The organism is Hyphomonas neptunium ATCC 15444 (assembly GCF_000013025.1).
Classification (GTDB): Bacteria; Pseudomonadota; Alphaproteobacteria; order Caulobacterales; family Hyphomonadaceae; genus Hyphomonas; species Hyphomonas neptunia.
On record NC_008358.1, the window covers coordinates 1,443,631 to 1,469,225 of the forward strand.

21 protein-coding genes and 1 tRNA gene are annotated in these 25,595 nt (G+C 62.5%); 13 read left to right on the forward strand and 9 right to left on the reverse strand.

Translation table 11 applies throughout. The features are described from left to right. The first annotated feature begins 103 nt into the window (after positions 1-103). From HNE_RS07015 to HNE_RS07035, 5 genes are all read left to right on the forward strand, one after another. The gene (locus HNE_RS07015) at positions 104-577 is read left to right on the forward strand and encodes a hypothetical protein (protein ID WP_011646430.1); all 474 of its coding nucleotides are present in this window, start codon (positions 104-106) and stop codon (positions 575-577) included. Between the two features lie 84 nt (positions 578-661). Then, positions 662-1,102 carry a hypothetical protein gene (locus HNE_RS07020; protein WP_011646431.1) on the forward strand — a complete coding sequence of 147 codons (441 nt, stop codon included), beginning with the start codon at positions 662-664 and terminating at the stop codon, positions 1,100-1,102. Positions 1,103-1,148: 46 nt separating this feature from the next. Then, entirely contained in the window at positions 1,149-2,174 is a 1,026-nt protein-coding gene (locus HNE_RS07025; RefSeq protein ID WP_011646432.1) for an NADP-dependent oxidoreductase, read from the forward strand. 71 nt (positions 2,175-2,245) lie between these two features. Continuing rightward, positions 2,246-2,614: a hypothetical protein gene (locus HNE_RS07030; protein WP_011646433.1), complete on the forward strand. Its 369-nt coding sequence runs from the start codon at positions 2,246-2,248 to the stop codon at positions 2,612-2,614. A gap of 87 nt (positions 2,615-2,701) precedes the next feature. Then, on the forward strand, positions 2,702-3,475 hold the full coding sequence (locus HNE_RS07035) for a C13 family peptidase (protein ID WP_011646434.1): 774 nt from the start codon (positions 2,702-2,704) through the stop codon (positions 3,473-3,475). A gap of 2 nt (positions 3,476-3,477) precedes the next feature. Here HNE_RS07035 and metC read toward each other — a convergent pair whose 3' ends face one another. Genes metC through HNE_RS07050 form a run of 3 tightly spaced genes read right to left on the reverse strand, consistent with a single transcriptional unit; the run spans position 3,478 to position 6,501 of the window. Then, positions 3,478-4,647 (reverse strand): cystathionine beta-lyase, encoded by a 1,170-nt coding sequence (gene metC, locus HNE_RS07040; protein WP_011646435.1) that lies wholly within the window; start codon positions 4,645-4,647, stop codon positions 3,478-3,480. 4 nt (positions 4,648-4,651) lie between these two features. Then, positions 4,652-5,494 (reverse strand): sulfurtransferase, encoded by an 843-nt coding sequence (locus tag HNE_RS07045; RefSeq protein WP_011646436.1) that lies wholly within the window; start codon positions 5,492-5,494, stop codon positions 4,652-4,654. After that, complete coding sequence (locus HNE_RS07050; protein ID WP_011646437.1) at positions 5,494-6,501, reverse strand: cysteine synthase A; 1,008 nt, start codon at positions 6,499-6,501, stop codon at positions 5,494-5,496. Before HNE_RS07050 ends, HNE_RS07045 begins: the two co-directional genes overlap by 1 nt. Positions 6,502-6,643: 142 nt before the next feature. Between HNE_RS07050 and HNE_RS07055 the strand changes: the two genes are divergently transcribed. The 3 genes from HNE_RS07055 to HNE_RS17895 all read left to right on the forward strand — a co-directional run bounded on the left by HNE_RS07055 (position 6,644) and on the right by HNE_RS17895 (position 11,413). Continuing rightward, positions 6,644-7,342 (forward strand): DUF6134 family protein, encoded by a 699-nt coding sequence (locus tag HNE_RS07055; protein ID WP_148205835.1) that lies wholly within the window; start codon positions 6,644-6,646, stop codon positions 7,340-7,342. A gap of 18 nt (positions 7,343-7,360) precedes the next feature. Next, positions 7,361-8,899: a cryptochrome/photolyase family protein gene (locus tag HNE_RS07060; RefSeq protein ID WP_011646439.1), complete on the forward strand. Its 1,539-nt coding sequence runs from the start codon at positions 7,361-7,363 to the stop codon at positions 8,897-8,899. Between the two features lie 135 nt (positions 8,900-9,034). After that, complete coding sequence (locus tag HNE_RS17895) at positions 9,035-11,413, forward strand: putative bifunctional diguanylate cyclase/phosphodiesterase (RefSeq protein ID WP_011646440.1); 2,379 nt, start codon at positions 9,035-9,037, stop codon at positions 11,411-11,413. Positions 11,414-11,448: 35 nt separating this feature from the next. On the opposite strand, the gene HNE_RS07070 is transcribed toward HNE_RS17895, so the two are convergent. Beyond that, on the reverse strand, positions 11,449-14,292 hold the full coding sequence (locus HNE_RS07070) for an AsmA family protein (protein WP_011646441.1): 2,844 nt from the start codon (positions 14,290-14,292) through the stop codon (positions 11,449-11,451). Positions 14,293-14,499: 207 nt separating this feature from the next. Here HNE_RS07070 and HNE_RS07075 point away from each other — a divergent pair. Continuing rightward, positions 14,500-14,576 (forward strand) — tRNA-Asp (locus HNE_RS07075). Between the two features lie 436 nt (positions 14,577-15,012). Here HNE_RS07075 and HNE_RS07080 read toward each other — a convergent pair. Further along, positions 15,013-15,606, reverse strand: coding sequence for a hypothetical protein (locus HNE_RS07080; protein ID WP_011646443.1), 594 nt, complete (start codon positions 15,604-15,606; stop codon positions 15,013-15,015). Positions 15,607-15,940: 334 nt separating this feature from the next. On the opposite strand from HNE_RS07080, the gene HNE_RS07085 reads away from it, so the two are divergent. Together HNE_RS07085 and HNE_RS07090 are read left to right on the forward strand one after the other, a co-directional pair. Then, positions 15,941-16,171 carry a helix-turn-helix domain-containing protein gene (locus HNE_RS07085; protein ID WP_011646444.1) on the forward strand — a complete coding sequence of 77 codons (231 nt, stop codon included), beginning with the start codon at positions 15,941-15,943 and terminating at the stop codon, positions 16,169-16,171. 152 nt (positions 16,172-16,323) lie between these two features. Further along, positions 16,324-17,721 (forward strand): DUF6538 domain-containing protein, encoded by a 1,398-nt coding sequence (locus tag HNE_RS07090; RefSeq protein ID WP_035591654.1) that lies wholly within the window; start codon positions 16,324-16,326, stop codon positions 17,719-17,721. 141 nt (positions 17,722-17,862) lie between these two features. On the opposite strand, the gene HNE_RS07095 is transcribed toward HNE_RS07090, so the two are convergent. From HNE_RS07095 to HNE_RS07105, 3 genes are read right to left on the reverse strand one after another with little or no spacing between them, the layout of a single operon-like run. After that, complete coding sequence (locus tag HNE_RS07095; protein ID WP_011646447.1) at positions 17,863-18,492, reverse strand: DUF3558 family protein; 630 nt, start codon at positions 18,490-18,492, stop codon at positions 17,863-17,865. 4 nt (positions 18,493-18,496) lie between these two features. Continuing rightward, positions 18,497-20,131 (reverse strand): OmpA family protein, encoded by a 1,635-nt coding sequence (locus tag HNE_RS07100; RefSeq protein ID WP_011646448.1) that lies wholly within the window; start codon positions 20,129-20,131, stop codon positions 18,497-18,499. Then, positions 20,131-21,813: a hypothetical protein gene (locus HNE_RS07105; RefSeq protein ID WP_011646449.1), complete on the reverse strand. Its 1,683-nt coding sequence runs from the start codon at positions 21,811-21,813 to the stop codon at positions 20,131-20,133. The genes HNE_RS07100 and HNE_RS07105 overlap by 1 nt, the downstream gene beginning before the upstream one ends. Before the next feature lie 586 nt (positions 21,814-22,399). Here HNE_RS07105 and HNE_RS07110 point away from each other — a divergent pair. Next, on the forward strand, positions 22,400-22,579 hold the full coding sequence (locus HNE_RS07110; RefSeq protein WP_035591650.1) for a hypothetical protein: 180 nt from the start codon (positions 22,400-22,402) through the stop codon (positions 22,577-22,579). Between the two features lie 273 nt (positions 22,580-22,852). Continuing rightward, entirely contained in the window at positions 22,853-23,605 is a 753-nt protein-coding gene (locus HNE_RS07115; RefSeq protein WP_011646451.1) for an SDR family oxidoreductase, read from the forward strand. A gap of 131 nt (positions 23,606-23,736) precedes the next feature. Here the strand turns inward: HNE_RS07115 and HNE_RS07120 are convergent, their stop codons facing one another. Further along, positions 23,737-25,488, reverse strand: a complete 1,752-nt coding sequence (locus tag HNE_RS07120) for a flavin-containing monooxygenase (RefSeq protein ID WP_011646452.1) — start codon at positions 25,486-25,488, stop codon at positions 23,737-23,739. Between the last annotated feature and the right edge of the window lie 107 nt (positions 25,489-25,595).

The following is a 25,595-nucleotide window of genomic DNA, read 5'->3' on the forward strand; positions in this document are numbered from 1 at the left end:
AAATCGCGCGGATCGCCCGCCGTTTCGGCACCTGTCTCTTTCGTAACGCGCCGGATCGAAATTAGGCTTTTCCGTGGCAACGGGGGTGTGCTACTTTTATCACATGGACCGTGATCTGGACTTCGAAGAAGTGACGGCCCTCATTCCGGCAGTGCAGAAGCACGTGCGGAAGGCGCCGTGGCACTTGGCCCTCATAGGGGGCATCGCCGTGTTGTGGAGCCTGCTGGGCGTCTTCGACCTGCTGGCGATGGTCACCCGTTTTGCCCCCTATATGAACCAGATGCCGGAGCTGACGCGGGAGTTCATCTATGAGCTTCCCTTCTGGGTGCTCGGCCTGCGCGCGGTCGCCGTAGCTGCCTCGCTGATCGGCGCGGTGCTGCTGATGCGCAAGCGTCTCGCCGCCGTCCGCACGCTCGCGCTTGGCGCCACCGCCACCATTTTCGGCACCGGCTTCAGCTTCGCCGGCCATGTTCCCGATGACCCGACTATTCAGGCCGTATCGGTCTTCACCATCGTGGTGTCGGTACTCCTTCTCTACTACGCGCAGACCTGGGCCAAGCTCGGCGTTCTGAAATAGCGCCCCACCGCAAGCGATTGCCTCCCTCTGAATTCGGCGTACACTTACGCAGCGTCAATAGAGCTGTCTGGGGAGGCCGCGCACATGACCGAAGACACTTCCGTAATTTCACCGCGTGCCAGCTGGCACCTCTGGGCCGTCGGCATTCTCGGCGTCCTGTGGAACGGCTTTGGCTGTTTCGATTTCACCATGACCGTCACCCGCAATGAGGGCTACCTCGCCGGCTATCCCGAAGAGATGCTGGCCTATTGGTTCGCCATGCCCTGGTGGATCTTCGCCCTCTGGGCCGTGGGCGTCTTCGGCGGCCTTCTGGGCAGCCTCGCCCTGCTGATGAAGAAGCGCCTGGCCGTGCTCCTCTTCGCGGCCTCACTGCTGGCCGCCATCATCAGCAACATCATAGGCATGACGGATACCGACGCGCCGAAAATGGAAGGCACGGAGATTATCCCCGTCATAATCATCGCCCTTGCCGCAGCGTTCCTGGCCTATGCCTACTGGCAATCCCGCCGCGGCGTCTTGCGCTGAGCCGGATTCCCACTAGCCTCCCGGCCGAAAGTCTAGGGAGGACAACATGGTCAACGAAAAGAACCTGACATGGGTGCTGCGCAAGCGGCCCGTCGGCGATCTGCAACAGGGCGACCTGGAGCTGGTCGAAAGCGCGCTCACCCAGCTCGAAGACGGGCAGGTGCGCGCCAAGACCATCTACCTCTCGCTCGATCCCACCAACCGCATCTGGATGAGCGATGTGGACGCCTACCTGCCGCCCGTCGGCATCGGTGACGCCATGCGCGGCGGCGGCCTCAGCGTCATCACCGAGAGCCGCTTTGACGGCCTTGAGCCCGGCGACATCGTCAATACCGGCCTCGCCGGCTGGGCGATCTACAACACGCTGCCGGGCGCCTCGCTCGCCAAGCTGCCCAAGCTCCCCGGCGTCCCGCTCACAGCCTTCATGGGGCCCCTCGGCGCCACCGGCATGACCGCCTATTTCGGCCTGATGGACATCGCCAAGCCCAAAGCGGGCGAAACCGTTGTCGTCTCCGCCGCGGCCGGCGCCGTCGGCTCGATGGTCGGCCAGATCGCCAAGATCCAGGGCTGCCGCGTTGTCGGCATCGCAGGCGGCGCAGACAAATGCCGCTGGCTCACCGAAACGGCCGGCTTCGACGCCGCCATCGACTACAAGAACGAAGACGTCGGCAAGGCCCTCGACAAGCATTGTCCAAACGGCATCGACATCAACTTCGAGAATGTCGGCGGCAAGATCATGGACGAAGTCATCGCCCGCCTGAACGACTTCTCGCGCATGCCGCTCTGCGGCCTCATCTCCACCTACAACGCCACAGACCCCGTGCCCGGCCCCTACAACTTCTCAAACCTCCTGATGCGGCGCACGCTGGTGAAAGGCTTCATCGTCATCGACTATTTCCCCCGCTTCCCGGAGGGCATGCAGCAGATGGCGCAGTGGTTCATGGAGGGGAAACTCAAATACGAGACCGACATCGTCGACGGTTTCGAGAAAGCCCCCGCCAGCCTCTCGCGCCTCTTCGAGGGCAAAAATCTCGGCAAACTCGTCGTCCAGGTCAGCCCCGAGCCGGTTTAAGCCTCCGGTTCAGCTTGCATTCATTTCCCGCATTACCAAACTGTCATCAGCAGGTTGGTGGGAGGTGACACATGCTGAGACGAGTGACGGGGACCGCGCGGATATGGATTGCAGGCGCAGCGCTGATGAGCGTTGGCGCCTGTTCCCACTCAGACTGGGAGGCGATTGCCACCGGGCTCGACATGGCGGCAGACGACATGGCCGTCACGCTGACCCAGGTCGCCCCCTATGGCTGCGATTACAACGCGCAGGGCTATGCCGTCTGCGACGACACCGGCGACGGCTTTGCAGACCGCTACGCCGAAGATGGCTGGGACTATGTGCCCGTTTATTCATCAGGCCCGCTCATCCGCGTGAATGATTACGGCGAAGCCTATCAGTATGATGGTGGCTGCGACTGCTGGTATCGCGAGCCATCGCTGGACACCTACCCGGACTAGCAGCCGGCACCCGGCAACTCGCCGCTTGCGCCGGCGCGGCGCCGCTGTTCATATGAATGCGGGAAACGACGGCTTAGGAGAACACGGATGCGGTTGCGGCATCTGTTTGCAGGGACGCTCCTCTGGGCCGCCTGCGCGGCTTGGCCGGCGCAGGCGGAGCCTGTCGCCGAAGACGTTCCGCTGAAAGACTGGGCCGTCGGCATCCTCGCGGCAGACTGGCGCGACAGCGAAGGCGCCCCCATTGAGGCCTTCGAGAACGCCCGGCGGGATCTCGCTCGCGCCTTTGCCGATGTCGGCTTTGATGCGGACAACATCACCCAGCTGTCGCTGCGGCCGGAACAGCCCGGCGGCGCCGCCCTGCGCTCGGACGAGGTCTTCACCGCTTTCGAGCAGCAGGCACAGTCGGCGCAGGCCGGATGCCTCCTTTACTTCACCTCGCACGGCGTACCCGAAGGCATGGTGCTGGGCGGCGAAGGCCTGCTCAGCCCGGCGCAGCTCAACGGTCTCGTTGGCCAATGGTGTGGCGAGCGGCCAACGGTCGTGGTCGTCTCGGCGTGCTATTCGGGCGTCTTCGTGCCTGTGCTTGCTGCGCCAAACCGTCTCGTGATGACCGCCGCGCGGTCAGACCGCTCCTCCTTCGGCTGCGGCGCGGGCGCGATCTATCCGGTCTTTGACAATTGCGTGCTCGACTCGCTCACCAGCGCCGATGACTTCGTGCATCTCGCCCGGCTCACGCGCCAGTGCGTTACCCTGCGCGAGCGGGAACAACGCCTCTGGCCGCCCTCAGAGCCCCAGGCGCAGATCGGCACGGATGTCGACGATCTGTTCGTTTTCCTGAACTTTGAGCGCCCGGCGCCCTGAACTCAGCCTGCGGACAATGCCGCAAAGCCTGCCTCAAGGTCGGCTTTCAGATCGCTCACCGCTTCCAGCCCTACATGCACGCGCATCAGCTGGCCGGGCTTGTCTTTCGTCCAGCAGGTTTCGCTGCGGGTCAGCTGGTCATCGCACGGAATGATCAGGCTCTCGAAGCCGCCCCAGGAGAAGCCCATGCCGAACAAGCTCAGCGCCTCGAAGAACCGCTCCAGTGCGCCTGCCGGATAATCCTTCAGCACAAAGGAAAACAGCCCGCAGGCGCCAGTAAAATCCCGCTTCCAAAGCGCATGATCGGGGTGGGAGGGCAGGGCAGGATGGATCACGCTTGCCACTTCGGGCCGCCCTTCCAGCCACTGCGCCAGCTCCAGCCCCGCCGCCTCATGCGCCTTCAGGCGCGTGGTCAGGCTGCGAATGCCGCGCACGGCGAGATAGGCGTCATCCGGCGCGAGGCCAATGCCCCAATCCTCCGAACAGTTGGCCACCTTGTTGGCAAGGCTCAGCTCATTGGTCATTACTGCGCCGCCAAAGGCGTCGGAATGGCCCACCACATATTTCGTCAGCGCCTGCACGGAAAGGTCCGCCCCCAGCGCCAGCGGCTTGTAATGCAATCCCGCGCCCCAGGTGTTGTCACACACAATGCGTATGCCGCGCGCCTTTGCCACTTGCGCCATGGCAGGCAGGTCTGAAATCTCAAACGTCAGAGAGCCGGGCGATTCCACAAGGATCGCCTGCGTATTGTCGCGGAACAGCCGCTCAATGCCCGCGCCCATGCGCGGATCGAACCGCTCGGCCTCCACGCCCATCGCCTTCAGCCGCTTCTCGCAGAAGCGCGCGGTGGGGCCATAGGCACTGTCCGTGAACAGAAAATGTCCGCCTGCCTCCACCACGCTCGCAATCGCCAGCGCGCAGGCTTGCAGGCCATTGGAGGCAAGGCGCGTATGCTTTGCCCCCTCCAGAATGCACATCGCTGCTTCCAGTTCGCGGTGAACCGTCAGCCCCATCCGGCCATAGGTGGGCTTGGGCCCGTAAAGCTGCGCCTCGGTGCGGAATAGCACGGTCGAGGCACGCTCCACCGGCGGGTTCACGGTCACCCGGCCAAGGCGTTCGGCGCGGGTGTGGATCAGGCGGGTCTGGGGCTCGGCGTCATCCCGTGCGCTCATCGCTTCAGCCTTTCGCGATTGGCCGGGCGGGGTCAGACACCCATTCGGTCCACGAGCCGTCATAAACGGCGACGTCCCAGTTTCCGAGGCGCGCCAGCGCCAGCGCCGTGATGGCCGCGGTTACACCAGAGCCGCAGGTGGCAACGGTGGGTTTTGCGGGCTCGGGGATCAGCCGGGCCAGTTCGCTGGCAGATTTCATCCGCCCGTCCTCGGTCACCAGCAGGTTACCCGGCACATTGATGCTTCCGGGAATGTGTCCGGAAGGCATGCCGGGGCGTGGCTCGGGATCGCGGCCAAAGAAGCGTCCATCGGGCCGGGCATCTATGATCCGTACACGCGCAGAGCCCACCAGCTGTTCCATGCCGCGCGCGTCCATGATCAGGTCGCTGCGCACGCGCGGGGTGAAGTGGCGCTCGCCGGGCGGTGTCGGCAGATCGTCCAGCGCGCCGCCTTCGGTCACCCAGGCATGCAGTCCGCCATCGAGCACATGCACATCCTTGTGCCCCATCACGCGCAGCATCCACCAGGCGCGCGCCGAGGCGAAAAACCGGTTCTGGTCATACACAACAATCCGGCTTCCATCGCCCAGGCCCAGCTTGCGCACGCGTGAGGAAAACTTCACGGCATCCGGTAGCATGTGCGGGTAGGGGGAATTGAGATCGGCAATATCGTCGATGTCGAAATAGACCGCCTTCGGAATATGCCCGCGTTTCCACAGGTCATGTGCCGTTTCGGGCGGGTCGGTCCAGGGCGCAAACCAGGTCGCGTCCACAATGCGCACATCCGGCGCGCTGATATTCGCCATCAGCCAGTCTGCACTGACCAGCGGGTCGCCGCTCTCGCTCATTATTTCGCCTCCATCCAGGACGGAACCGGCAGGCCTTTGGAGCGCAGGAATTCCGGGTTGAACAATTTCGTCTGATACCGGTTGCCGTAGTCACAGAGGATCGTGACGATCGTGTGCCCCGGCCCCAGCTCACGGGCGAGATGCACAGCCCCCGCCACATTCACGCCCGATGATCCGCCAAGGCACAGCCCCTCATCCTCGACCAGGCCGAAGATATAGCCCAGCGCCTCATCATCATTGATGCGCCACGCCTTGTCGACCGGAATGCCTTCCAGGTTTGCCGTAATGCGCCCCTGGCCAATGCCCTCGGTGATCGAAGTGCCTTCGGCTTTCAGCTCACCGGTCGTGTAATAGGAATAGAGCGCCGCGCCGCCGGGGTCGGCCAGGCCGATGGTGATCTTCGGGTTGCGCTCCTTCAGGCCCAGCGCCACCCCGCCCAGCGTGCCGCCGGAGCCCACCGCGCAGATGAACCCGTCCACCTTGCCGCTCGTCTGCTCCCAGATTTCCTTCGCGGTGGTGTTGTAGTGCGCGCGGCGGTTGGCCTGGTTGTCGAACTGGTTTGCCCAGATCGCGCCATTGGGCTCGCTCGCGGCCAGCTCCTCGGCCAGGCGCCCGGAATAGCGCACATAGTTGTTGGGGTTGGCGTAGGGCACCGCGTCCACCTCGATCAGCTCAGCGCCCAGAAGGCGGATCGCGTCCTTCTTCTCCTGGCTCTGTGTGCGCGGCATGACGATCACCACCCGGTAACCCAGCGCCTTGCCGACCAGCGCCAGGCCAATGCCGGTATTGCCGGCGGTGCCTTCCACGATGGTGCCGCCGGGCTTCAGCGCGCCGGACTCTTCGGCCTCACGGATGATGCCCAGCGCCGGGCGATCCTTCACCGACTGGCCGGGATTGAGAAACTCGCACTTGCCCAGGATCTCGCATCCGGTCTCATCTGACACACGATTGAGCCGGAGCAGCGGCGTATTGCCGATGAGGTCGATAACGGACCTGTGAATGGTCATAAGGGAACTCGATTCTGGTGTTGTGCGTTTGTCTCAGGCTACGCGCCCGCGCGGGCAGGTTCAATCGGTCAGCACCTCCAAACTGATCCACCGGGCCGGCCGCGCCGTACAAATGGTTCATATACCGGAAGGATCAACTGACATGACCTTTAAGCGTCTCATAGTGTCCCAGATTGTCCTGCTTATGTCGCTGGGTGGCACTGCCCTGGCCGACGATGCAGCTGTTCCGACCGCTTCTGGCCTCGAAAACGCGTGGAAACCCAAAGCCGGCGACGAGATCCGTTTCAATGTTCTGCGCAAGGGCAACGAATTCGGCTCCCACACCGTTGTGTTTGAAGCCGGCCCCGATAACGCCCTGATCGCAAAGACAAAAGTTGGGCTGAAAGCGGGCCTCGGCCCGATCACCGTCTTCCGGTACGACCTTTCCGCCAGCGAAACCTGGCGCGCCGGCGAACTCGTCGCGGTTGCCGGCCAGGTCAATGATGATGGCAAGAAGCACTCGATGAAAGCCACCCTCGATGGCGCCGCGCTTGACGTCCAAGGCACTGTTTTTACAGGGGAAGCTCCCGCTGAAATCATCCCCGCCAGCCATTGGAATTACGCCCAGACAAAGGTCTCCGAGCTTCTCTCCACCGAAGACGGCGAAATCCTCAAAGTCACCGTCAAACCCCAGGGCCGCGAAACCATCCAGGCCGGCGGCCAATCCATCGAAGCCAATCGCTATCTCATGGATTCCGACATCGACGTGGACGTCTGGTATGATGACCAGGGCCGTTGGGTAAAACTCGCCTTTGAGGCCCGCGGCCAGGAAATCGAATACGTCCTCGACCAGATGTATTGATAAAACAGGGCGTTGGCGGTGGGGAAACTCAGACTTGTGCTCGGCGACCAGCTGTCGCCGGACATCTCCTCCCTTCGTGACGCATCAAAGAAGGACGACGTTATCCTTATCGCTGAGGTGATGGAGGAGGCAACCTACGTCCCCCACCACAAGAAGAAGATCGCCTTCCTCTTCGCCGCCATGCGCCACTTCGCGCAGGAGCTGAAATCGGCCGGCTACACCGTCCGCTACGCAGCGCTCGACGATCCTCTCAACCAGGGCTCCCTGCGCGCCGAAACGGCTCGCGCACTCGAAGACCATCCAAGCCTCACGCAAGTCATCGCCACCAAGCCCGGCGAGTGGCGCCTCCTTCAGGACATGGAGCTATGGGCGGACATCCTTCCCGTACCCGTAGATCTGCGCGAAGACACCCGCTTCATCGTACCCCTAAAGGCGTTCAATGCCTGGGCCGAGGGCCGCAAACAGCTGCGCATGGAATACTTCTACCGGGACGTCCGCCGCCAGACCGGCCTCCTCATGGACGGCGACCAGCCCGAAGGTGGCCAGTGGAACTACGACAGCGAAAATCGCAAACGCCTGCCCAAATCCATGACCACCCCGCAGCGTTTCCTGCCCAAGCCCGACGCGCTGACACAGGACGTCATCGCCCTCGTTGCCGAACGCTTCCCGGATAATTTCGGCGATCTCGACCCCTGGGTCTTCGCCACCACCCGCGCGGGCGCTGAAGAGGCGCGCGATCACTTCCTCTCGGAAATCCTCCCCGGCTTTGGGGACTGGCAGGACGCCATGGCCAGGGGCGAGCCCTGGATGTGGCACTCGCTGCTTTCGGTCTACATCAATTGCGGCCTGCTGGACCCGCTGGACGTCTGCCGCCGCGCCGAAGCCGAATGGAAAGCGGGCAGGGCGCCGCTCAATGCGGTGGAGGGTTTCATCCGTCAGATCATCGGCTGGCGGGAATATGTACGCGGCATCTACTGGCTGAAGATGCCCGCCTATGCAGAGCTCAATACGCTGAACGCTCATCGTCCGCTCCCGGACTTCTACTGGACCGGCGAGACAGACATGCGCTGCATGGCCGAGGCCATTGGCCAGACCAGACGCCATGCCTACGCCCATCACATCCAGCGCCTGATGATCACCGGCAACTTCGCGCTCTTGGCCGGGCTTTCCCCGGCGCAGGTCAATGAATGGTATCTGCTGGTCTATGCTGACGCCTATGAATGGGTAGAGCTGCCCAACACCCACGGCATGGCGCTGCATGCCGATGGCGGGCTGATGGCGTCCAAGCCCTACGCCGCCAGCGGCAACTACATTTCCAGGATGTCGGACTATTGCGAGAGCTGTTCCTACGACGTGAAACAGCGCACCGGCGCAAAAGCATGCCCGTTTAACTTCCTTTATTGGGATTTCATTGATCGGCATCAAGAGCGCTTTAAAAACAACCCCCGGATGGCCATGATCTGCAAGTCCCTCGACAGGATGCAGCCTTCAGAGAGGGCCGCCATACGCGCTGAAGCGGAAAAGTTTCTCGACGGTCTCCGTCTGAAAACCCTGTAACAATCGCATTTCCACAGGCAGGTCGATGAAATTGCACCGATCTTGGTCGCATGTGCCTAACCCGCTCATGATAACTATTCTCAGTAGAAACGCGGGGCGCTGTAAGCGTGTAAAAGCGTGCAGGAGATGGGTGGCATGCCGTATCGTCAGGATGGCTCGGCGACGCTTTGGTCGTTGAGGATGCTCATGCAGGGCGTGGAGGTGCCGGAAAAGCACATCCCTGGCCTGCGCGCTCAGCAGATGAATTCGATGAGCCGGATCACGAACGTGATCATCCTCTCGAACGTGCTCAACATCATCGCGATTCTCGCCATCTTCCTGAATTACGGCCAGACGCATTTTCTTTATGCGTGGTCCGTCTGTGGTCTGATCATCAATATCGGCGCCTGGTTCAAATACCGCAGCTTTCTGCGCATAAACCCTCAGCGCCGCAGCAACCGCCGCGCCATCGCAGACTTCACCCGCGTCGCCATCTGCAATGGACTGCTCTGGGGGCTCGCGCCGATCGTTGTGCTGGGCACCGCCGATGTGCAGGGCCACATGGTCATGGGTATCATCTCGGCGGGCATGATGTTCGCCGGCGGTTTCCTGCTCTCGCGTATCCCGATTGCGGCCATCTATTACATCGTTCCGTCGGGCCTGGGGCTCGCGACAGCCCTGATGCTCCAGACCGGCCCGAAATATTCGATCCTCTCCATCCTGATGGTCTATTATCTCATGGTGCTGCTGGTCGCCGTGGCCTGGACCCACCGCCAGTTCGTCGAACAATATCTTGGCCGCGCCGCCATTCAGGAACAATCCGAGCTGATCGGTCTCCTGCTGCGCGACTTTGAAGAGAGCACATCGGATTCGCTCTGGCAGACGGATGAAGCGGGCGTATTGCAGGAACTCCCGATTGTGGCCGAAGCCACCGACTCGCTCTGGAGCGCGAATGAAGTGCTGCGCCGCGGCGCGCCATTGACCAGCATCTTCCATCCCGGCGAAGCGCGCGACGCGCTGCAGGCTGCGCTGGAGGGACAGGTTCCCTTCCGCGATCAGGTCGTGCCGATCAAGGACGGAAATGGAGAGATGCACTGGTGGTCGGTCACCGGCAAACCAGTGATTGAGCGCGGACAGTTCTTCGGCTTTCGCGGGGTCGCCTCGGATGTGACCCAGTCCAAGAAGATCGAAGACCGCATCGCGCATATGGCCCATTATGACGGCCTCACCGGCCTGCCCAACCGCATCACGATGCAGGAGCGCCTGGAGAGTCTGCTACGCCGTCAGCCGCCGCCGCCGGCCTGCCGCGCCTTGCTGATGATGGACCTCGACAGCTTTAAATGGGTCAATGATACGCTCGGTCACCCTGCCGGCGATGAGCTCCTCCGCCAGGTGGCGGCGCGCATCCGGGCCCTGTCGGAACCCGGTGATTTTGTCGCCCGGCTTGGCGGCGATGAATTTGCCATGGTGGTGGAGCGGCGCAATGTGCATGACCTGCATGGCTTCCTGGACCAGTTCGCCTCCGAGATGAGCGAGCTTTACGATGTGTGGGGATCAACCGCGAACTCTTCAGCGTCCATCGGCGTGCGTCTGTTCGATCCTGCGATCCATGACAGCCGCACAATGTTCCGTCAGGCAGACCTCGCGCTCTATCAGGCCAAGCATCTGGGCAAAGCCAAATGGTGCATGTTTGACGATGAGCTGGAGCAACGCGCCCAGGCCCGCCTCGACATTCAGGAGGAGCTTCAGCGCGCCATTGACCGCAATGAACTGCGCATACATTTCCAGCCAATCGTCGATGCCACGACCCACAAGACCGTCGCTTGCGAAACACTCCTGCGCTGGCAGCATCCCGAACGCGGCCTCGTCTATCCCGGCGAGTTCATCGAGCACGCGGAAGAAAACGGCCTCATCACGCGCATGGGAGAATGGGTCATCCGCGCGGCCCTCGCCGAGGCGACCCGTCTGCCCGAGCATGTGCGTATCTGCGTGAACATATCGCCATTGCAGGTCCATTCCGCTTCGCTGGCCTCAACCATCGTCAATGCCATCGCCGCAAGCAATATGGACCCCAGCCGCCTGGAGCTGGAAATCACCGAAACAGCGTTGATGAGCAATACCGAATTCACGCTCCGCCGCCTGCATCAGCTGCGCTCGCTCGGCGTGCGGATTGCGCTGGATGATTTCGGAACGGGCTTCTCCTCGCTCAACCATCTGCGCTCTTTCCCGTTCGACCGGATCAAGATCGACCGCACTTTTGTCAGCGACATCGAAACACGCGCCGACAGCCAGGCCATCACGAAATCCATGGTCAGCCTTGCCCGGTCGCTGGGAATGCAGTGTACGGCAGAAGGTGTGGAGACCAGCCTGCAAGCCGAATATCTCAGCAAGCTGGGATGCGAGGAGTTGCAGGGCTACTTCTTCAGCCATGCCCATCCGCTGGAACAGCTGGGCCACCTTGTTCAACTCCAGAAGGCGTCGGTTGCCCCGCCCCTTCAAATCCTCGAGGCCGGCGCGCAGAGCCGCGCCAGCTGATCCCTCAACATCCGAAATGAAAGACGGAAGGGCGCTTATTCTGCGCCGTCGTCTGGCGTTTCCTCGGCAGGCTTTGGCGCGCTGCGCCGGCCGAACAGATTGCCCAGCGCATCACGCGCCGCCTTCTCTGCGGCTTCTTCCAGCTGCTCCTCGGCGGAGGGGGCGGGGGTCTCCGGCTGGGCTGCTGGTGTACCCGTATCCGTGGGGGTGCCAGTGGGCGCCGCCGGAGTCGCAGGTGGGGTCGTCTGAGGTTTGCCGCCAATGATATTGCCAATGATCGCGCCCGCGGCGCCGCCCGCCCGATCATTCAGCTCCTGCTGAAGGCGCCCGGTCAGTTCTGCCTGCAACGCAGATTGTACGCCGGAGAAATCGGGCGTTACCTTCAGGGCGTTCCAGCTGCCGGAAAGACGCACAGGCACCGGAATACCGTTGAGCTGAACCACCGACCCCTGGCCCTGACCACTCTTGTCGATGGCCGTTGCGAGGCGAATATCGAGGGACTGTCCGCCCAGATCGATCTTGCCGCTGCCATCAATGCCCAGCACCGGACTCAGCAGCTTCAGGATGTCGACGGTCGCAACACCGTTCTGCATACTGAGCACCGTGTTGAATGTGGTGAACTCGGTTTCAGCGGCCGGCGAAAGGACACTGCGGAAGTCCAGATTATTCAGGTTCCCGGTTGTGACCGCCTGTTGCAGCGACTGCGCGCTGCGCACCAGTTGGGTGACGTTGAGGCCCTTCAGGGCGCCCTCATTGAGATTGGTCGAGAGCTCGCCATCAAGGCCGCGCATGATCTCGTCAATCGACGTGCCGCGAGAAGACGCGTTCACCTGGAACGCGCCGGTGCCTGTGAGTTTGTCGAAGCCCGCCAACGTGCCCAGAAGGCTCGAAATGGCAACGCTGTTGCCCTCCATCGCGAGGTTCACGGCCGGCACCTGGCTGGCCGCGTCAACCACCATCTGGCCTTTCCAGTTGCCGCCAAAGGCTTTGAACTGGGAAAGGTCCGTCGTCAGCTTGCCGGCATTCAGCTTGGTGGACATCGCCGCATCGGTCAGCTCCACGCTGCCCAGGGTCAGCTTGCTGGTCTTGATCGTAAGGTCGGCGTCAGCCGCCTGGAGGCCGGCAAGGTCGAGCTTGTCCTTGCTCCAGGCTTCCAGGGGCTGGGGCTCCTGCGGCTTCTGGTCGGCAGGGGCGAGGAACGGGGAAAGGTCCAGCGCGCCCATATCCAGATTGCCGGTCAGGCGCGGGCGCTCGCCTGTCAGGTCAATGCCCGCGGTGCCTTTGGCCGTGATGTTGTCGAGTTTCAGATCAAGCGCCGACAGCGAGATTTTCGTGAACGTCCCGCTGGCCTGGCCCTTGGCGCTGAAGCTCTGAAGCGTGCTGCCCGGCGCCATCTCCACCTCTGCCGCAGCAAGCAGATCGCGCAGGCGCGTGCTGGCGGCCGAGAGCTGGCCTTTGAGGCTGCCTTCGCCGCCAAGGCCGACGTCTCCGGTGTAGGAGGCTGTCAGCAGCTCGCTTTCCTGGTTGAACTCCAATCCCGAAAGAACAAGCGCATCAACGGGGCCACTGATCGCCGAAGTGAGGTCCACCTTACCCAGCGCGCCTGAGGCGGGAAGGTCAAACTCCAGCTGCCGTGCCAGTTCCCCTGCATCGGGTGAGCGCAACTCAAGGGCGCCCTTCAGCGATGGCACTTCGCCAAGCTGGATCGTGCCGGCATAGTTGGCGTTGATCAGCTCGCCTTTGACGCCCAGCTTCTCGAAGGTGAGGTCGGGCTGCATCAGCGCGCCGCTGATGGTGCCCTTGATGTCAGCTCCGCCCAGCGGCGTGAGATTTACCGGCATCTCGATATCGGCAAAGCGGACGAGGTCCGCCAGGCTCGGCGCGTCCAGGCTCAGCTCGCCGGAGATCGTGGGGGTCTCGGAGAGGTTCAATTGTCCGGCAAAACTCGTTCTGGCGAGGTCGGAGGTCTGGGTCAGCTTTTCGATGTCGACCCGAAGCGCGTTCGCTGGTCCTTCGAGGCTGCCCTCAAGATTGATCTTGCCGAGCTTGGAAAGGTCGAAAGGAACATCTGCCCCGGTAAGGGCTGCCAATTGCGGCAGAGAGTCCGAAGATGCCCTGAACTGTCCGGAAATGACCGGAATTGTCCCGAGTTTGACCGAGCCTGCATAGTGAACTTTGCCAAATGTCGTATCCAGATCGGCCTTGATGTCGGCTGGCAGTTCCTTGGTCAGCGCGTCGATTGTATCGACCGTGGAATTGATCTCGAAGGCATGCGCCTGGAAAAAACCCTTTGCCTTCAGGCGAAACGGTTCATCGGTCGAGGCCATCGACGCCAGCAGGTCGAGATCGCGCAGTTCGTAATACTCGCCCGTCTCGCCATCGCGGTATGTCAGCGACGCATTCTCCAGCCGGGCCTGCTCCACCCCACCATTGAACCCCTTCTGCTCGCCCGCCGGCCGGGTCGGCGCGGGCTGAGTAGGTTCTGCAGGGGTGAACACCCAGTTCGTTTGCCCATTGGCGAGTTTCTGAAGGGATACCCTCGCATCCACGAAGGCCAGTTCCTTCACCTCAACCCGCCGCGAGAGCAGGGGCATGAGCCGGACAGACCCGCGCAGTTCGCCCGCTTCCACCATGTACGGCCCGTCGAACCCTTCGGGATTGGCCACGGTTACCCCGCCCACGCTGGCGGCAATGCTGGGGAATATCGAAATTTTGACATCGCCTGTCAGCGTGATCTGGCGCTGCAATGCCTGCGTCGCTGCACGTTCGATCTGGGCTCTGTAAACTTCCTTCGGAACGAGGAAGGGAACCGTCACCAGTCCTACGAGCAGAAGGGCAACAATACCGCCAGCGATCAGGCCTGCGCGTTTGATATTCATGGGGTCGAATCCCGGCTTTTTCCAAGTTTATTACCAGATGGGTCCGGAATGTGTCGTGTGAATGGCAAAGGGGGCACAAAAGGGTGGAAACCGGTTCAGGGCGGGGCACAACACAGGCTTGTGAATTGCCTGAAGAAGTGTGCTTGACCCGCCCGCCGCGCTTGATTAGAGAGGCGCTTCGCTTCCGAAGGGGGCGGCAAAAAATGCGCGGGTGTAGCTCAGTCGGTTAGAGTGCCGGCCTGTCACGCCGGAGGTCGCGGGTTCGAGCCCCGTCACTCGCGCCATTTCTTACGAAATGAACTCCAATAAAATCAAGGTCTTAGGGCGATTTTCCGGGTTCGATTTCCCCTGTCGCCCAAAACTGGGATACAAATTGGGTACAAAGTGGGATACAAAGAGGGCTGGCTGACGGCCCGTACGGAGGCATTTTTCCCGGCCCGACAACTTCCTGATCGGTCAGGATGCAATCGCCCGACACGGAAAGCGATTCTGACTGACTTCGCGTGAAGCAGGGTAAACGTTGATACTATCGAGGATGTATTTCGAACCCGTTTTGCCCGCCTCCATCGTCGGCGCTCGTGACTGCTTTTCAAGCCACCGGATCGCCGGACGGATGAGCGTGATCCAATAGTCTTTTCGACAGGCGCAGGATCGATCCTTTCATTGCGTCATGCGACGGCGAGAATATCCGGAAAATCCCGAAGCGTGTGTGCAGCAGCCTTACGCCGCCGCCGCAAGGGGCGCTTCCAGAACAGGCTCCAGCAGTCGCTGCGCCCGCGCAGAGCCAAACTCCCTGACCGCCTTTGCCAGCCGTTTTCGGTTCATCCCGCGCGCCCGCGTCAGCGCTTTGGGGAGAACAGACGATTGATCTTCCGGCAGACGATCGAGATTGTGAAGCAGATCGACCAGCAGGACTTCCGCGCTCAGCTTTGCGGGCACGCAGGCACGCATCCGGAAATCATACCAGCGCCCGTCCAGTTCGAACCGGCCATGCCGTTTGTGGTTGTAGACGACCGGCTCATTGCAGAGCTGCGTCGTGCCCAGTCCGAGACTGTTATAGGCGTTGGGTGACACGATCAGAAAACGGTCGTCTCCCAGAAAAGCTTCCACCAGCTTTTGCGGATCGGCTGGCGCCAGGCCAAAACGGGTTTTGCGCGGCGCCATGTAAAGCCCGGCCCCGACCTTCTCAAGCCGACCCTCCGCCAGAAGGCGCTGGAGGTGGCGGTCGACAGCCGTCGACCAGCGCGCAAGCTCCCGGCGCCGATATACCTCGCCTGGCCGCAGGTGTTTCGTCAGATCTGTCAGTGCCGTCATCACTCCGCGCCTTCACCTCTTATATTCGGTCCAGGAAGGTAATAATGTAAGTTTTCTTATTAAAAATACATGCACTTCGGAGGGCGTTACGGCCACTGCGCGCCCCGCTTGTCACGTGCCAGCTGTCAACAGCACAGGACCGCCCTGAGGGTGGGAGCATCAAGCGGGGAGAGAAACGGATATGTGCGCCTGGGCATTCTGACTGGTGTCTCCTGTGCTGTCCCGAACTCGTTTGCCGACCTTGATGTCCGGGTCTTTGATCTTCCCGGTCGGGAAGATTTAGGAGTGTTTCAACCCTTCTGGTCTGCTATCTTCCCGATCGGGAAGATTTCATATGATCAACAACGCCTCAGAATTCGGCCAGATGGTTGCCCGCGCCCGCAAGGCACTGGGAATTACCCAGCGCGAGCTCGCCCTGGCGATCAATGCCGGAGAGCGCTTCATCGTGGACCTGGAAGCTGGCAAGCCAACCGCCCAGCTGGGAAAGGCGCTCGCCGCCGCGAGGGCCGCCGGCGTCCGCCTGGAAGACGTTTCCGGCAACCGCTTTGACACGGCACGCAGATGAGGCTGCCGGTCTGTGCCAATGGAATGAGCGTTAGCGCGTTCCTGCCCGGCGAGGCAGAGATTACTTTCCGGCGTGCCGGCCGAGGGCACCGATAAGGTGCCGGTCAGCAATTAGGGGTAGAAATAAGGAGTGCAGTAGGATACGAAGGGTGGATGGCTGAACGTCGCGACCCGGATCGGTTCCTCCTGAGGCGCGGTCGCCGCTGGTACTATCAGCGGCGCGTTCCGAACGCGTTTTCCCATTTCGATAACCGGGCCTTCGTGAAGGTCTCTCTGAAGACCGGATCGCATGAAGTCGCGCGCCTGCGCCGGGACCATCTGGCCGAAGCCGATGACCAGTACTGGAGGGCACTCGCCGCTGAGGCGGGCAGCTCCGCCGGCAGAGGGCCGGCCCTTCGAGCCGCCCTCGAGCACCGCTACAAGGCGGCCGTCGCCCGCGCCATGGCTTATGGGTTTTGCTATAGCCCGGCCGAACCGCTCGCGGAGAGCCGGGCCATCGCTGAACTCATGGAGCGTATCGCTCTGCTTGAGGCGCAGGCGGGCAGGGGCGGGCACCCGAGCCGGGCGGACGCCGAGGCGCTCCTTGGCGGCTCGCCGGATCCGTCTTCCCGCATCATTGTGTCAGAAGCGCTCGAGCTCTACGTCAAACGCATTGCGTTTGATGACCAGTACAACAAGTCGCCGGCCCAGCGCCGGTCCTGGGAAAAGACCAAGCGAACGTCGATCACCTACTTCATTCAGCAGATGGGCGACGTGCCTTTCAGCGACATCACCCGGGAAATAGCGCTGGAATACCGGGACTGGTGGATGGAGAAGATGCAGCCGCAGTCAGACGGCTCGGCGCCGGTCGCCCCCAACACAGCCAACCGGCATATCGGTAACATCCGCTCGCTCTATGAGCGCTACTTCAGGCATATCGGCGTGAGCGATGTGGAAAATCCGTTCCGGGACATTTACTTCAGCGGCAAGACAGAGATGAAGCGCGCCTCGTTCAGCAATGACTGGGTGAGACACCGCATTCTCGTACCGGGCCTGTTCGAGGGTCTGCGGCTGGAGCTTCGGGTCATCATCTACCTCCTCATCGAAACCGGCGCGCGCCTCAGCGAGCTTGTGAACCTGCGTCCGGAAGATATCCGGCTGAGTGCCAGGGTCCCACACATCGCGATCCGGCCCGAGAAGAACCGGGAGCTCAAGACAGACGATTCCCGGCGCGATATTCCGCTGGTCGGCGTCGCGGGGATCGCGATGCGTGCCTGCCCGGAGGGGTTTCCATATTACTATGACCGCAGCACGCTGGTGTCGGCCAATCTTATAAAGGCGTTCCGGCAGAGGAAGCTCCTGCCAACATCGGACCACGTCATATATTCCTTCCGGCATTCCTTCGAAGACAGGATGCTCGAGGGCGGGCTCGACTATGGCCTGCGCTGCGCACTGATGGGGCACAAGAATAACCGGCCGGAATACGGGATGGGCGGGTCGCTGGAATATCGGCAGGCGGAGCTTTTGAAGATCGCGCATCCGTTTGAGGCGGGGGTGTTTGGCGGCGGCTAGGGGGGCCGAGCCGTGGTCTGAAGGGCGATGGCCGATTGCCTGCAGATCCAGGGGTGATGTCTCCAAAATCCCGGAAGGAGACGTTCTCTTAAGCCGATACTTTCTTCGTCAGGTTTGCCCGCTCGCGGCGCGGAAACATGATCAAAGCCCGTAGCTGCTGATGAGTTTGCCGGCAAAGGCGCTGGCGCGTTCATCCTTGACGGTTTTGGCGACCTCATCGTCGCGCATCGTCTTCTGCGCGCTGAGGACAATCGCCGCGGTTTCATCGTCTGAGTTCGGAAAGATGACGAGGTTTCCACGGCTGGACCGGTAAATGGCGGTCACCGTGCCTGCGCCCTCGCCGACACGGTTGAAGCCGTCCATGTCAGCGGCCAGTCGGGTCTGGGACTGGCGCTCCGCGGCGAGGTTGGCCGCGCTGTCCCAGGTCTGGATGCCGGCGCTGAAAAGCTGCCCGCCATCGCTGTCTTTCCAGAGGCACCGGGTTTGCGTGGGTGTTGTTTCCAGCACGCCCGTACCGGTAATGCCCAGGTCGGCAAGGTCTTCCGCGGGCAGCCAGTTGCAGGGGTTTTCATTCACAATCGCAGCCCATTTGTTCCAGTCGAAGCCTGTCGTTGCCGCCGTCACCGGCGCGGCGGGCTCCCCGGGTTCGGCGGCAGCGGGGGCGGCCTCCGGCGTGAGGGGCGCCTCCACGGGCGCGGCCGGTTCACTGCCGCCGCAGGCTGTGGCGGCCGCCAGAAGGGCGAGGAGGGGAAGGATTTTCAGCGCTTTCATGGGATCACTCCGTCAGATAACCCTTCTTGCCGGGCAGGATGAGAATATCGACGCGGCGGTTTTCCGCGCGGCCTTCTTCGGTCGCATTGTCCGCCACCGGACGGCTTGCGCCATAGCCCCTGATCGTCACGTCCTCCGGCACAGGCGAAATCTTGCCCGAGAGATTGTCCCAGACGGAGCGTGCGCGGTTTTCAGACAGTGTCTGGTTGGACGCCGCCGAGCCGGTGGAGTCCGTATGACCCTCGACCGTTACGCGGATGTCAGCGCCATAAGTCTGCAGCTGCGCGGCAAGCTCTGCCAGGGCGCTTTCCGCCTCAGGCTTGATCTCATACTTGCCGACATCGAACAGCAGGGCGCTGTCGAGCGACAGGCGGATTTCTGCGCCCACGGCCGCGATGGCATCAATATCGGCGCCTGAATGATTGCCCCCGCAGGCAACGCTGGCATTGGTCAGCCGGACAAAGGGAAACTTGTCGCCCTTGCTCACGAAGGGCCCGATATCGACCTCCGACCGGGCGCCTTCGATCTCGCCCACCTCAATCCAGCTTTCCCCGTCAGAGGAAATGGCGAGCAGGGTTTTCTCCACCACGGGCCCGATCTCGAAAATGTAGAGATCCACCCCGTCGACATCGACCAGGATATTGTCCGTGAACTGCGTAATCAGTTCGCCATTGCAGCCGAGCGAGATGAAGTCGGCGCTGTAGGTGTTGCGATAGTTCGGCTCGCCAAGGGCGTTCTCCGGAAAGTCGAAGGGTGGCTTGGAGGGCTTCTCGCCGGGCGTGAAGCTCACCACCCTGTCGGCAAAGGAAAGCGCGCCGAGCGGCAGGCAGATCTCGCGCTTGCCACTGCCATAGATGAGGCCCGGGCAGTCGTCGCCCGCGCGGCCCTTGCCGGGCGCGTCGCGGTCGATCTTCGGCGGCGGCGCGTCCCGGGTCTTGGGCAGGAGCAGGCCTATGTCCTCGGCCGTGATGCCGTCCTCGCCGCTTCCCCTGATCAACGCTTTGAGCTCGGCATTGGTCGCTGTGAAGCGGCCGTCCGTCTGTTCCTGCAGCAGGGCGGTCAGCTCTTCCTTCGTCATTGTGAACGAGCCACCCATGCTTTCGACAAGATGGTGCAGGGTCGGGCCGGTCAGCTCCAGGACCGGGCCATTGCGCGCAAGGTCGAGGGCCTTCTGGGCGCCGGGCGTGGCCGCCACCAGCCCGTCCTGCGCTGCGCGCAGGGTGTCCACTCCAGAGCCTGTTTCTTGGTCCGCAGCGGCTTCCCCGGCGAGGTCCAACCGGTCGGCCAGCGGGCTGAGATCGAGGGTGGGATAAGCTTCCTGCAGCTGGGCGAAGGTGCCCGCAGCGGCGCCCACCTGTCCATCATCGGTGAAGGAGTAGAGCGCCACGCGCCCGTCGCCGCGCGGCTCGACCCAATAGACCGAGCCATCCAGATCGGTCACCGGGATTGCCGTTTCCGGCAGGCCTTCGGGGCGGACGAAACCCGGATCGGCGGCAGGCGTCACTTGCGCCTCGTTTTCCGCATCGGCAGCCGGCGCCGCCTCAGGCGCTTCGGGAGTGGCGGGCGCCGTTTCGCTGCCGCCACAGGCAGCCAGCAGGATAAGGCTGGCGGCGGCCAGCAGCGTCTGCACATGAGACATCAGTTCGTCCTCTGATAACTGGCCCTGATCGTCCTGTAGAACATCTCGCCCTCGGTGGAGCGCCACATGGGATTGTTGTTGTGTTCGGCCTCGCAGCGGCCGAGTTCGTCGAGAACTTCGGTCATCTGCGCATTGAACTCTGACCGTTTGGCATCGTAGGCGTCCTTGGTGCCCTGGAAGCTTTTCTGGATGTCGGCCTTCTGCTGCGCCCACGACATTTCAACGAACTGATGGGGCTTTGGCACGGTGTCGCCCATGGTGATGGCGGTGCTGACGAAATCGGCCGTGCTCATATAGATGATCCGCAGGCGCTCATAATTCAGCAGGAGATCATCAAGCTCCCGGAAGGGTTCCCGGTAACAGGCCTCGCAGGCGTCGTAATCGTCCCAGGCCGAGCTCATCTCCTCGTCATCCTCCCCGTCCACGGCGGGCGGCCGGCAGGTGAGCGGCATCGGGGGCAGGTTGGATGGGTCCGGCTCCATCTCGCGGTCGGACTCCAGCAGCATGCGCAGGCGTTCGATCTCCGCGCGGTTGGCAGAGGCCTGGCGGTTCAGGTCCTCAATGCGCCGGTCCGCTTCGGCGAGGCGATCACCATAGTCTTCATCCACCGGCGCCGGGCCAGCGTCTTCAGAGCCCATATCCTCAGAACCTGCGTCTTCGGACGACGCATCGTCCTTCGGCGCGTTGCTCGGGTCGAAATCCTCCGGCTTGAGGTCAATCGGCCGCCCCGAGCTGCTCGTCGGCTCGCCCGCAAAGGGGTTGGGCGGGGAGTCCTCCGGCTTGTCCTCAGGTTTGCCAGCGCTGGCATCCTTGTCCTTATCGCGTGGCACGTCGGGGAGGGGCTTGTCGACGTCAAACGGGTTGGGCGCCTGGTCAGGCTTTCCGGCGCTGGCGTCTTTGTCCTTGTCGCGGGGCACCTCGGGCAGGGGCTTGTCGACAGCAAACGGATTGGGGGCGTCGCCGCCTGGCGGGGCCTCCTCGCCCTGCGCATAGGCGGGGGCCGGATCATGGATCGACGCCATCATCAGGCCGCCGATCAGCACTGCGGCGACCGCCCCACCCTTGCCCCGGCGCAGCATCATCACGCCCAGGAACACCACGATCACCGCCAGTAAGCCCGCGATGACGTAGAGGACGGGAGATGCGCCTCGGCCCTGACCGCCTGCCTTATCGCGCGCCTGGCTTGTGGCACTGATGCCAGCGTCTGCCATCTCAGGCGTAATGTAGACGCGTGCCATGCTTGGCGCAGCGGGCGCGCCCTGCCAGAACACCAGGGTGGCGCGGGCTGGCGCGCCGCCCGGTGAGGTGAGCTGAACCCCCACATCCCCATGCGCGCGGCCCTCGAACACGAAGCTGCCCGCTCGGCCGGTCGATCCGGAGTGGACAACCTTGCCCCAGTTCTGGCGGTGCAGCGTCACTTCCAGCGGGCGCTCCAGGCTGGCGGCAATCACCTGCACCGAGAAAGGCGCCGACACATTGGTACCGCGCGCATAGTATCGGACGGGTGTATCGCCTACCGTCGCCTCCACTGACGCAAACTGCCCGTCTTTGTCCGGGCGATTGCCGTAATCGAGCTTGACAGCTTCCACTTCGTCACCTGGCGGCGTGGCCGGCTCTGCGAACGCTGCAACAGCCACAAAGATGCCAGCCATGAGGCCCGTCAACAAACGCTTATGTGGCATCAGCAATCCCCTGGATGTCTGCCGTTAAGCCAAGTTTGCCCGACAAAGTGTCGCAGGCCAGCTTCGGGATCAACTAAAAATCGCTACCTGCGTATCTGGTCTGTAAATTTTCCGGTCAGCGTCCCGCTGCCTTCCGGCTGGCGGTTGAGGGCCGGTCCCGTCGATCCGCCCCAGGTTTTCTGATGTCTCCGGCTGCGCCCATCCGAGCCGGTCAGGTCGAAGTTTCCCGGCGGCGGAAACTCGCCAAAAGGCGACGCTCAGCATCGGGGATAAGCCAGCAACTCAGGGCTGATTTTAGCCCACCTGAGAACCGCAGATCTGGGTGGACGTCTCCGCTCACTTCGTGGCTTGAAGCCCTATGCCTTGAGTTTTCTCACGAAGAATCTGGCCAGCGCTTGCCACCCCTGTTCCGCAGCGGCCAGGAGGAGGGTGCGCAACATGAGCTTAGTCCTGGCAGGCGCGGGGGATTCGCAAACAGCGGGGATGCCGCTTTGTGTGGAATCTGTCCTGCAGAGCTTGAAACAGGCGTTTGCCTTTCGGCGCCGCAAGCGTGTTAATGGGAGGGCGCAGCAAGGACACTCCGCCTATGACCGAGAAGTTTGAACGCCACCGTCAGGCCTGGACGACCGATGAGATCCAGAAGCTGCACCTGCTGGCAACCAAGGGCATGAGCCTGAAAGCCATCAGCAAGGCGATGACCCGCAGCGAGGAATCTGTGCAGGCGCGCGCGAAGGTGGACAAGCTGAAGATTTCGAAGATGCGGTGAGAGGGCGGCGGGCGTCGCCGAATGCAGGTCTCCTTCTGCGCCCATTGCTGCTGATCGATCTTGAGAGCGGGACCGGCCGGTCATCGCCGGAATCAGCCAATCGAGGGCTCTGCGGCGAAAGGCCCGTTCGTGCTCCATTTTGATTTTTGCTGCAGCAGCAAAAAAGCGACTGACTTCCTCCGCCAACAGAACAACAAACTGCGCAAGAAACGGGTGGGTTGAGCACCTCGATATCGTCAGACACCTCCTGATCCTCAATCAATGGAGATGGGAATGCTTCTCAACGGAAAGACAATCATCATAACCGGCGCAAGCAGCGGTATCGGAGCCGCAGCCGCTAGGATTTTTGCGGCCGAAGGCGCGAACGTGGTTCTTGGAGCCCGCCGCGCCGAACTACTTGAGCAAATCACAAAGGATATTTCTGCCCACAGGGGCGAGGCGGTTTTCCTGGCAGGGGACGTCGAAGACAGCGCCTATGCCGCAGACCTGGTGAAGCTTGCAGAGTCGCGCTTCGGGGGGCTCGACGGCGCTTTCAACAATGCAGGTGTGACGGGTGATATGGGACCAATCCCCGACATGGCAGAAAGCAACTGGCACAAAGTGATAGCGGTAAATCTCAACAGCGGCTTCTACGCGGCAAAGCATCAAATTCCGGCTATGCGCAAACGTGGTGGCGGTTCCATCGTCTTCACCTCCTCATTCGTCGGACACACGATTGGTTTGCCCGGCATGGGGGCCTACGCCGCTGCAAAGGCTGGTCTCATCGGCATTACCCAGGTGCTTGCGGCGGAGCATGGTCCTGAAAACATTCGCGTCAATGCACTCCTGCCAGGAGGCACGATGACGCCAATGGCCGGGGATGATGCCGATTTTCATGAGGTCGTGCGCGGGTTTCACGCGCTGAAGCGCATGGCGGAGCCGTCTGAAATCGCTAACGCCGCGCTCTTCTTGCTTTCTGATCACGCATCCTTCGTAACCGGAAGCGCCATGATCGCGGATGGCGGAAACTCGATAAGCAAACTGTAAGAAATTGCCGGTCTCCGTCATTCCCCATTGCGACCGGTCGCCTGGCTTTTACCGACCGGCGGAAACGGGCTAATCTCTGACGTTGCGGGCTGGCCTCCTGGCGACCCGCCCGGGTCCCTGCGCGCCCGCCGCTAGGTCGCGTCCGGCATCAGGCCCGCTGCCATCAGGCGCTCGACGATGATGGGTAACAGGTTTTCCGGAATCTCCCCGGGCGCCGGCTGGCTCGTAAAGTCCCGCGACTCTGAAAGCACGCGGTCGCCCTGGCGGATGATGAAACCCTCATAGCCCTTTGCCGCCACCTGGTTGCAGATCTCGGTGTAGGTGTTCAGCCCGCCCGCATACGGCATGAACATGCGCGGCTTGCCCGGCACGTTGGCGCCCATGTACCAGCTGTTGGCCTGGGGCAGCATGGTCGGCGTCACCGCTTCGGTCGAATGCCGGCACCACGCCGCCTCGGCTTCCGGCGAGGCCTCGATGCTGGTCTGCTGGCGCTGTTTCAGCGCCACGAGGCAATCGGCGATCCAGTCGACATGCTGCTCGATGGAATTGATCATGTTGGTCAGCACGGACGGGCTGCCCGGCCCGGTGATGGTGAACATGTTGGGGAAGCCCGCAACCATCAGCCCCAGATAGGTGCGCGGTCCTTCCGCCCAGTGATCCTTGATGCGCCGGCCGCCCACCCCCCGCAGGTCGATACGGTCGATAGCGCCCGTCATCGCGTCGAAGCCGGTCGCCAGCACAACCGCGTCGAACGCATATGCCTTCTTCGAGGTTTCAATGCCTTGCGCATTGAAGCCCACCAATGGCTCGGCGCGCAGGTTCACCAGCTCGACATTTGGCCGGTTGAACGTCGCGTAATAGCCGGTGTCGACGCAGGGCCGCTTGGTGCCGAACGGGTGATCCTTCGGTGTCAGCAGGTCGGCCACCGCCGGGTCAGCGACTTGCCCGCGGATCTTCTCGGCAATGAAGTCCTGCACGATGCGGTTGGCGTCGGGATCGACCGCCGTGTCAGCGAAGGCGCCCAGGATACGAAACCCGCCCCAGGCCCAGCGCCGCTCCAGCTCGGCGCGGACCTCCTCTGGCGCGGTAAGGGTGGCCATCGCTTCTGAGGCCTCGTTCTGGAAGCCGCCGACCGTATCTCTTGAGGCCGCGCGGTAGGCGCGCGGGTCTTTCGCCCAGGCCTCCAACTCGGCTTCCGGTATCGGGCCGTTGTGCGCCGGCATCGAATAGTTCGGCGTGCGCTGGAACACGGTCAGATGTTCGGCCTGCTCCGCAATAATCGGGATGGACTGGATCGCGGATGATCCCGTGCCGATGATCCCCACGCGCCTGCCCGAAAAATCCACGCCCTCGTGCGGCCAGCGAGAGGTACGGTAGATATCGCCCTGGAATGTGTCGAGGCCGGGGAAGGTCACGTCCGTCGGGACCGAAAGGCACCCGGTCGCGAGGATGAGGTGGCGGCAGCGCAGCGCCTCGCCCGGATCCGTCGCGACCTTCCAGACTTGCGCGGCCTCGTCCCAATGGGCCGCGGTCACCCGGGTATTGAAGCGGATGTCGCGCTTCAGGTCGAAGCGGTCGGCGACATGTTCAGCATAGTTCAGCAATTCGGGCTGGGGCGCATACCGCTCCGACCAGCGCCATTCTTTCTCGAGGTCCTCGTCAAACCCGAAACTGTATTCCAGGCTCTGGATGTCGACGCGCGCGCCGGGATAGCGGTTCCAGTACCAGGTTCCGCCGACGCCGCTGCCGGCCTCCACCCCTTTCGCGTTGAAGCCGAGCCCCCGCAGCTTGTGCAGCATATACATGCCCGCAAAGCCGGCCCCGACGATCAGGGCATCGATCAGTTGCCCGTCCCCGGACGGGCGTTCAGACGAAACAGCCATAGCGGTGTCCTTGTTGCTGATTGGACGTCAATTCAATACAGCGCAAATCCGCGCCCCGATAAAGCCTGCCGCGAGGGCCGCCGGCCTGGAATGATCCATTCCTCCAA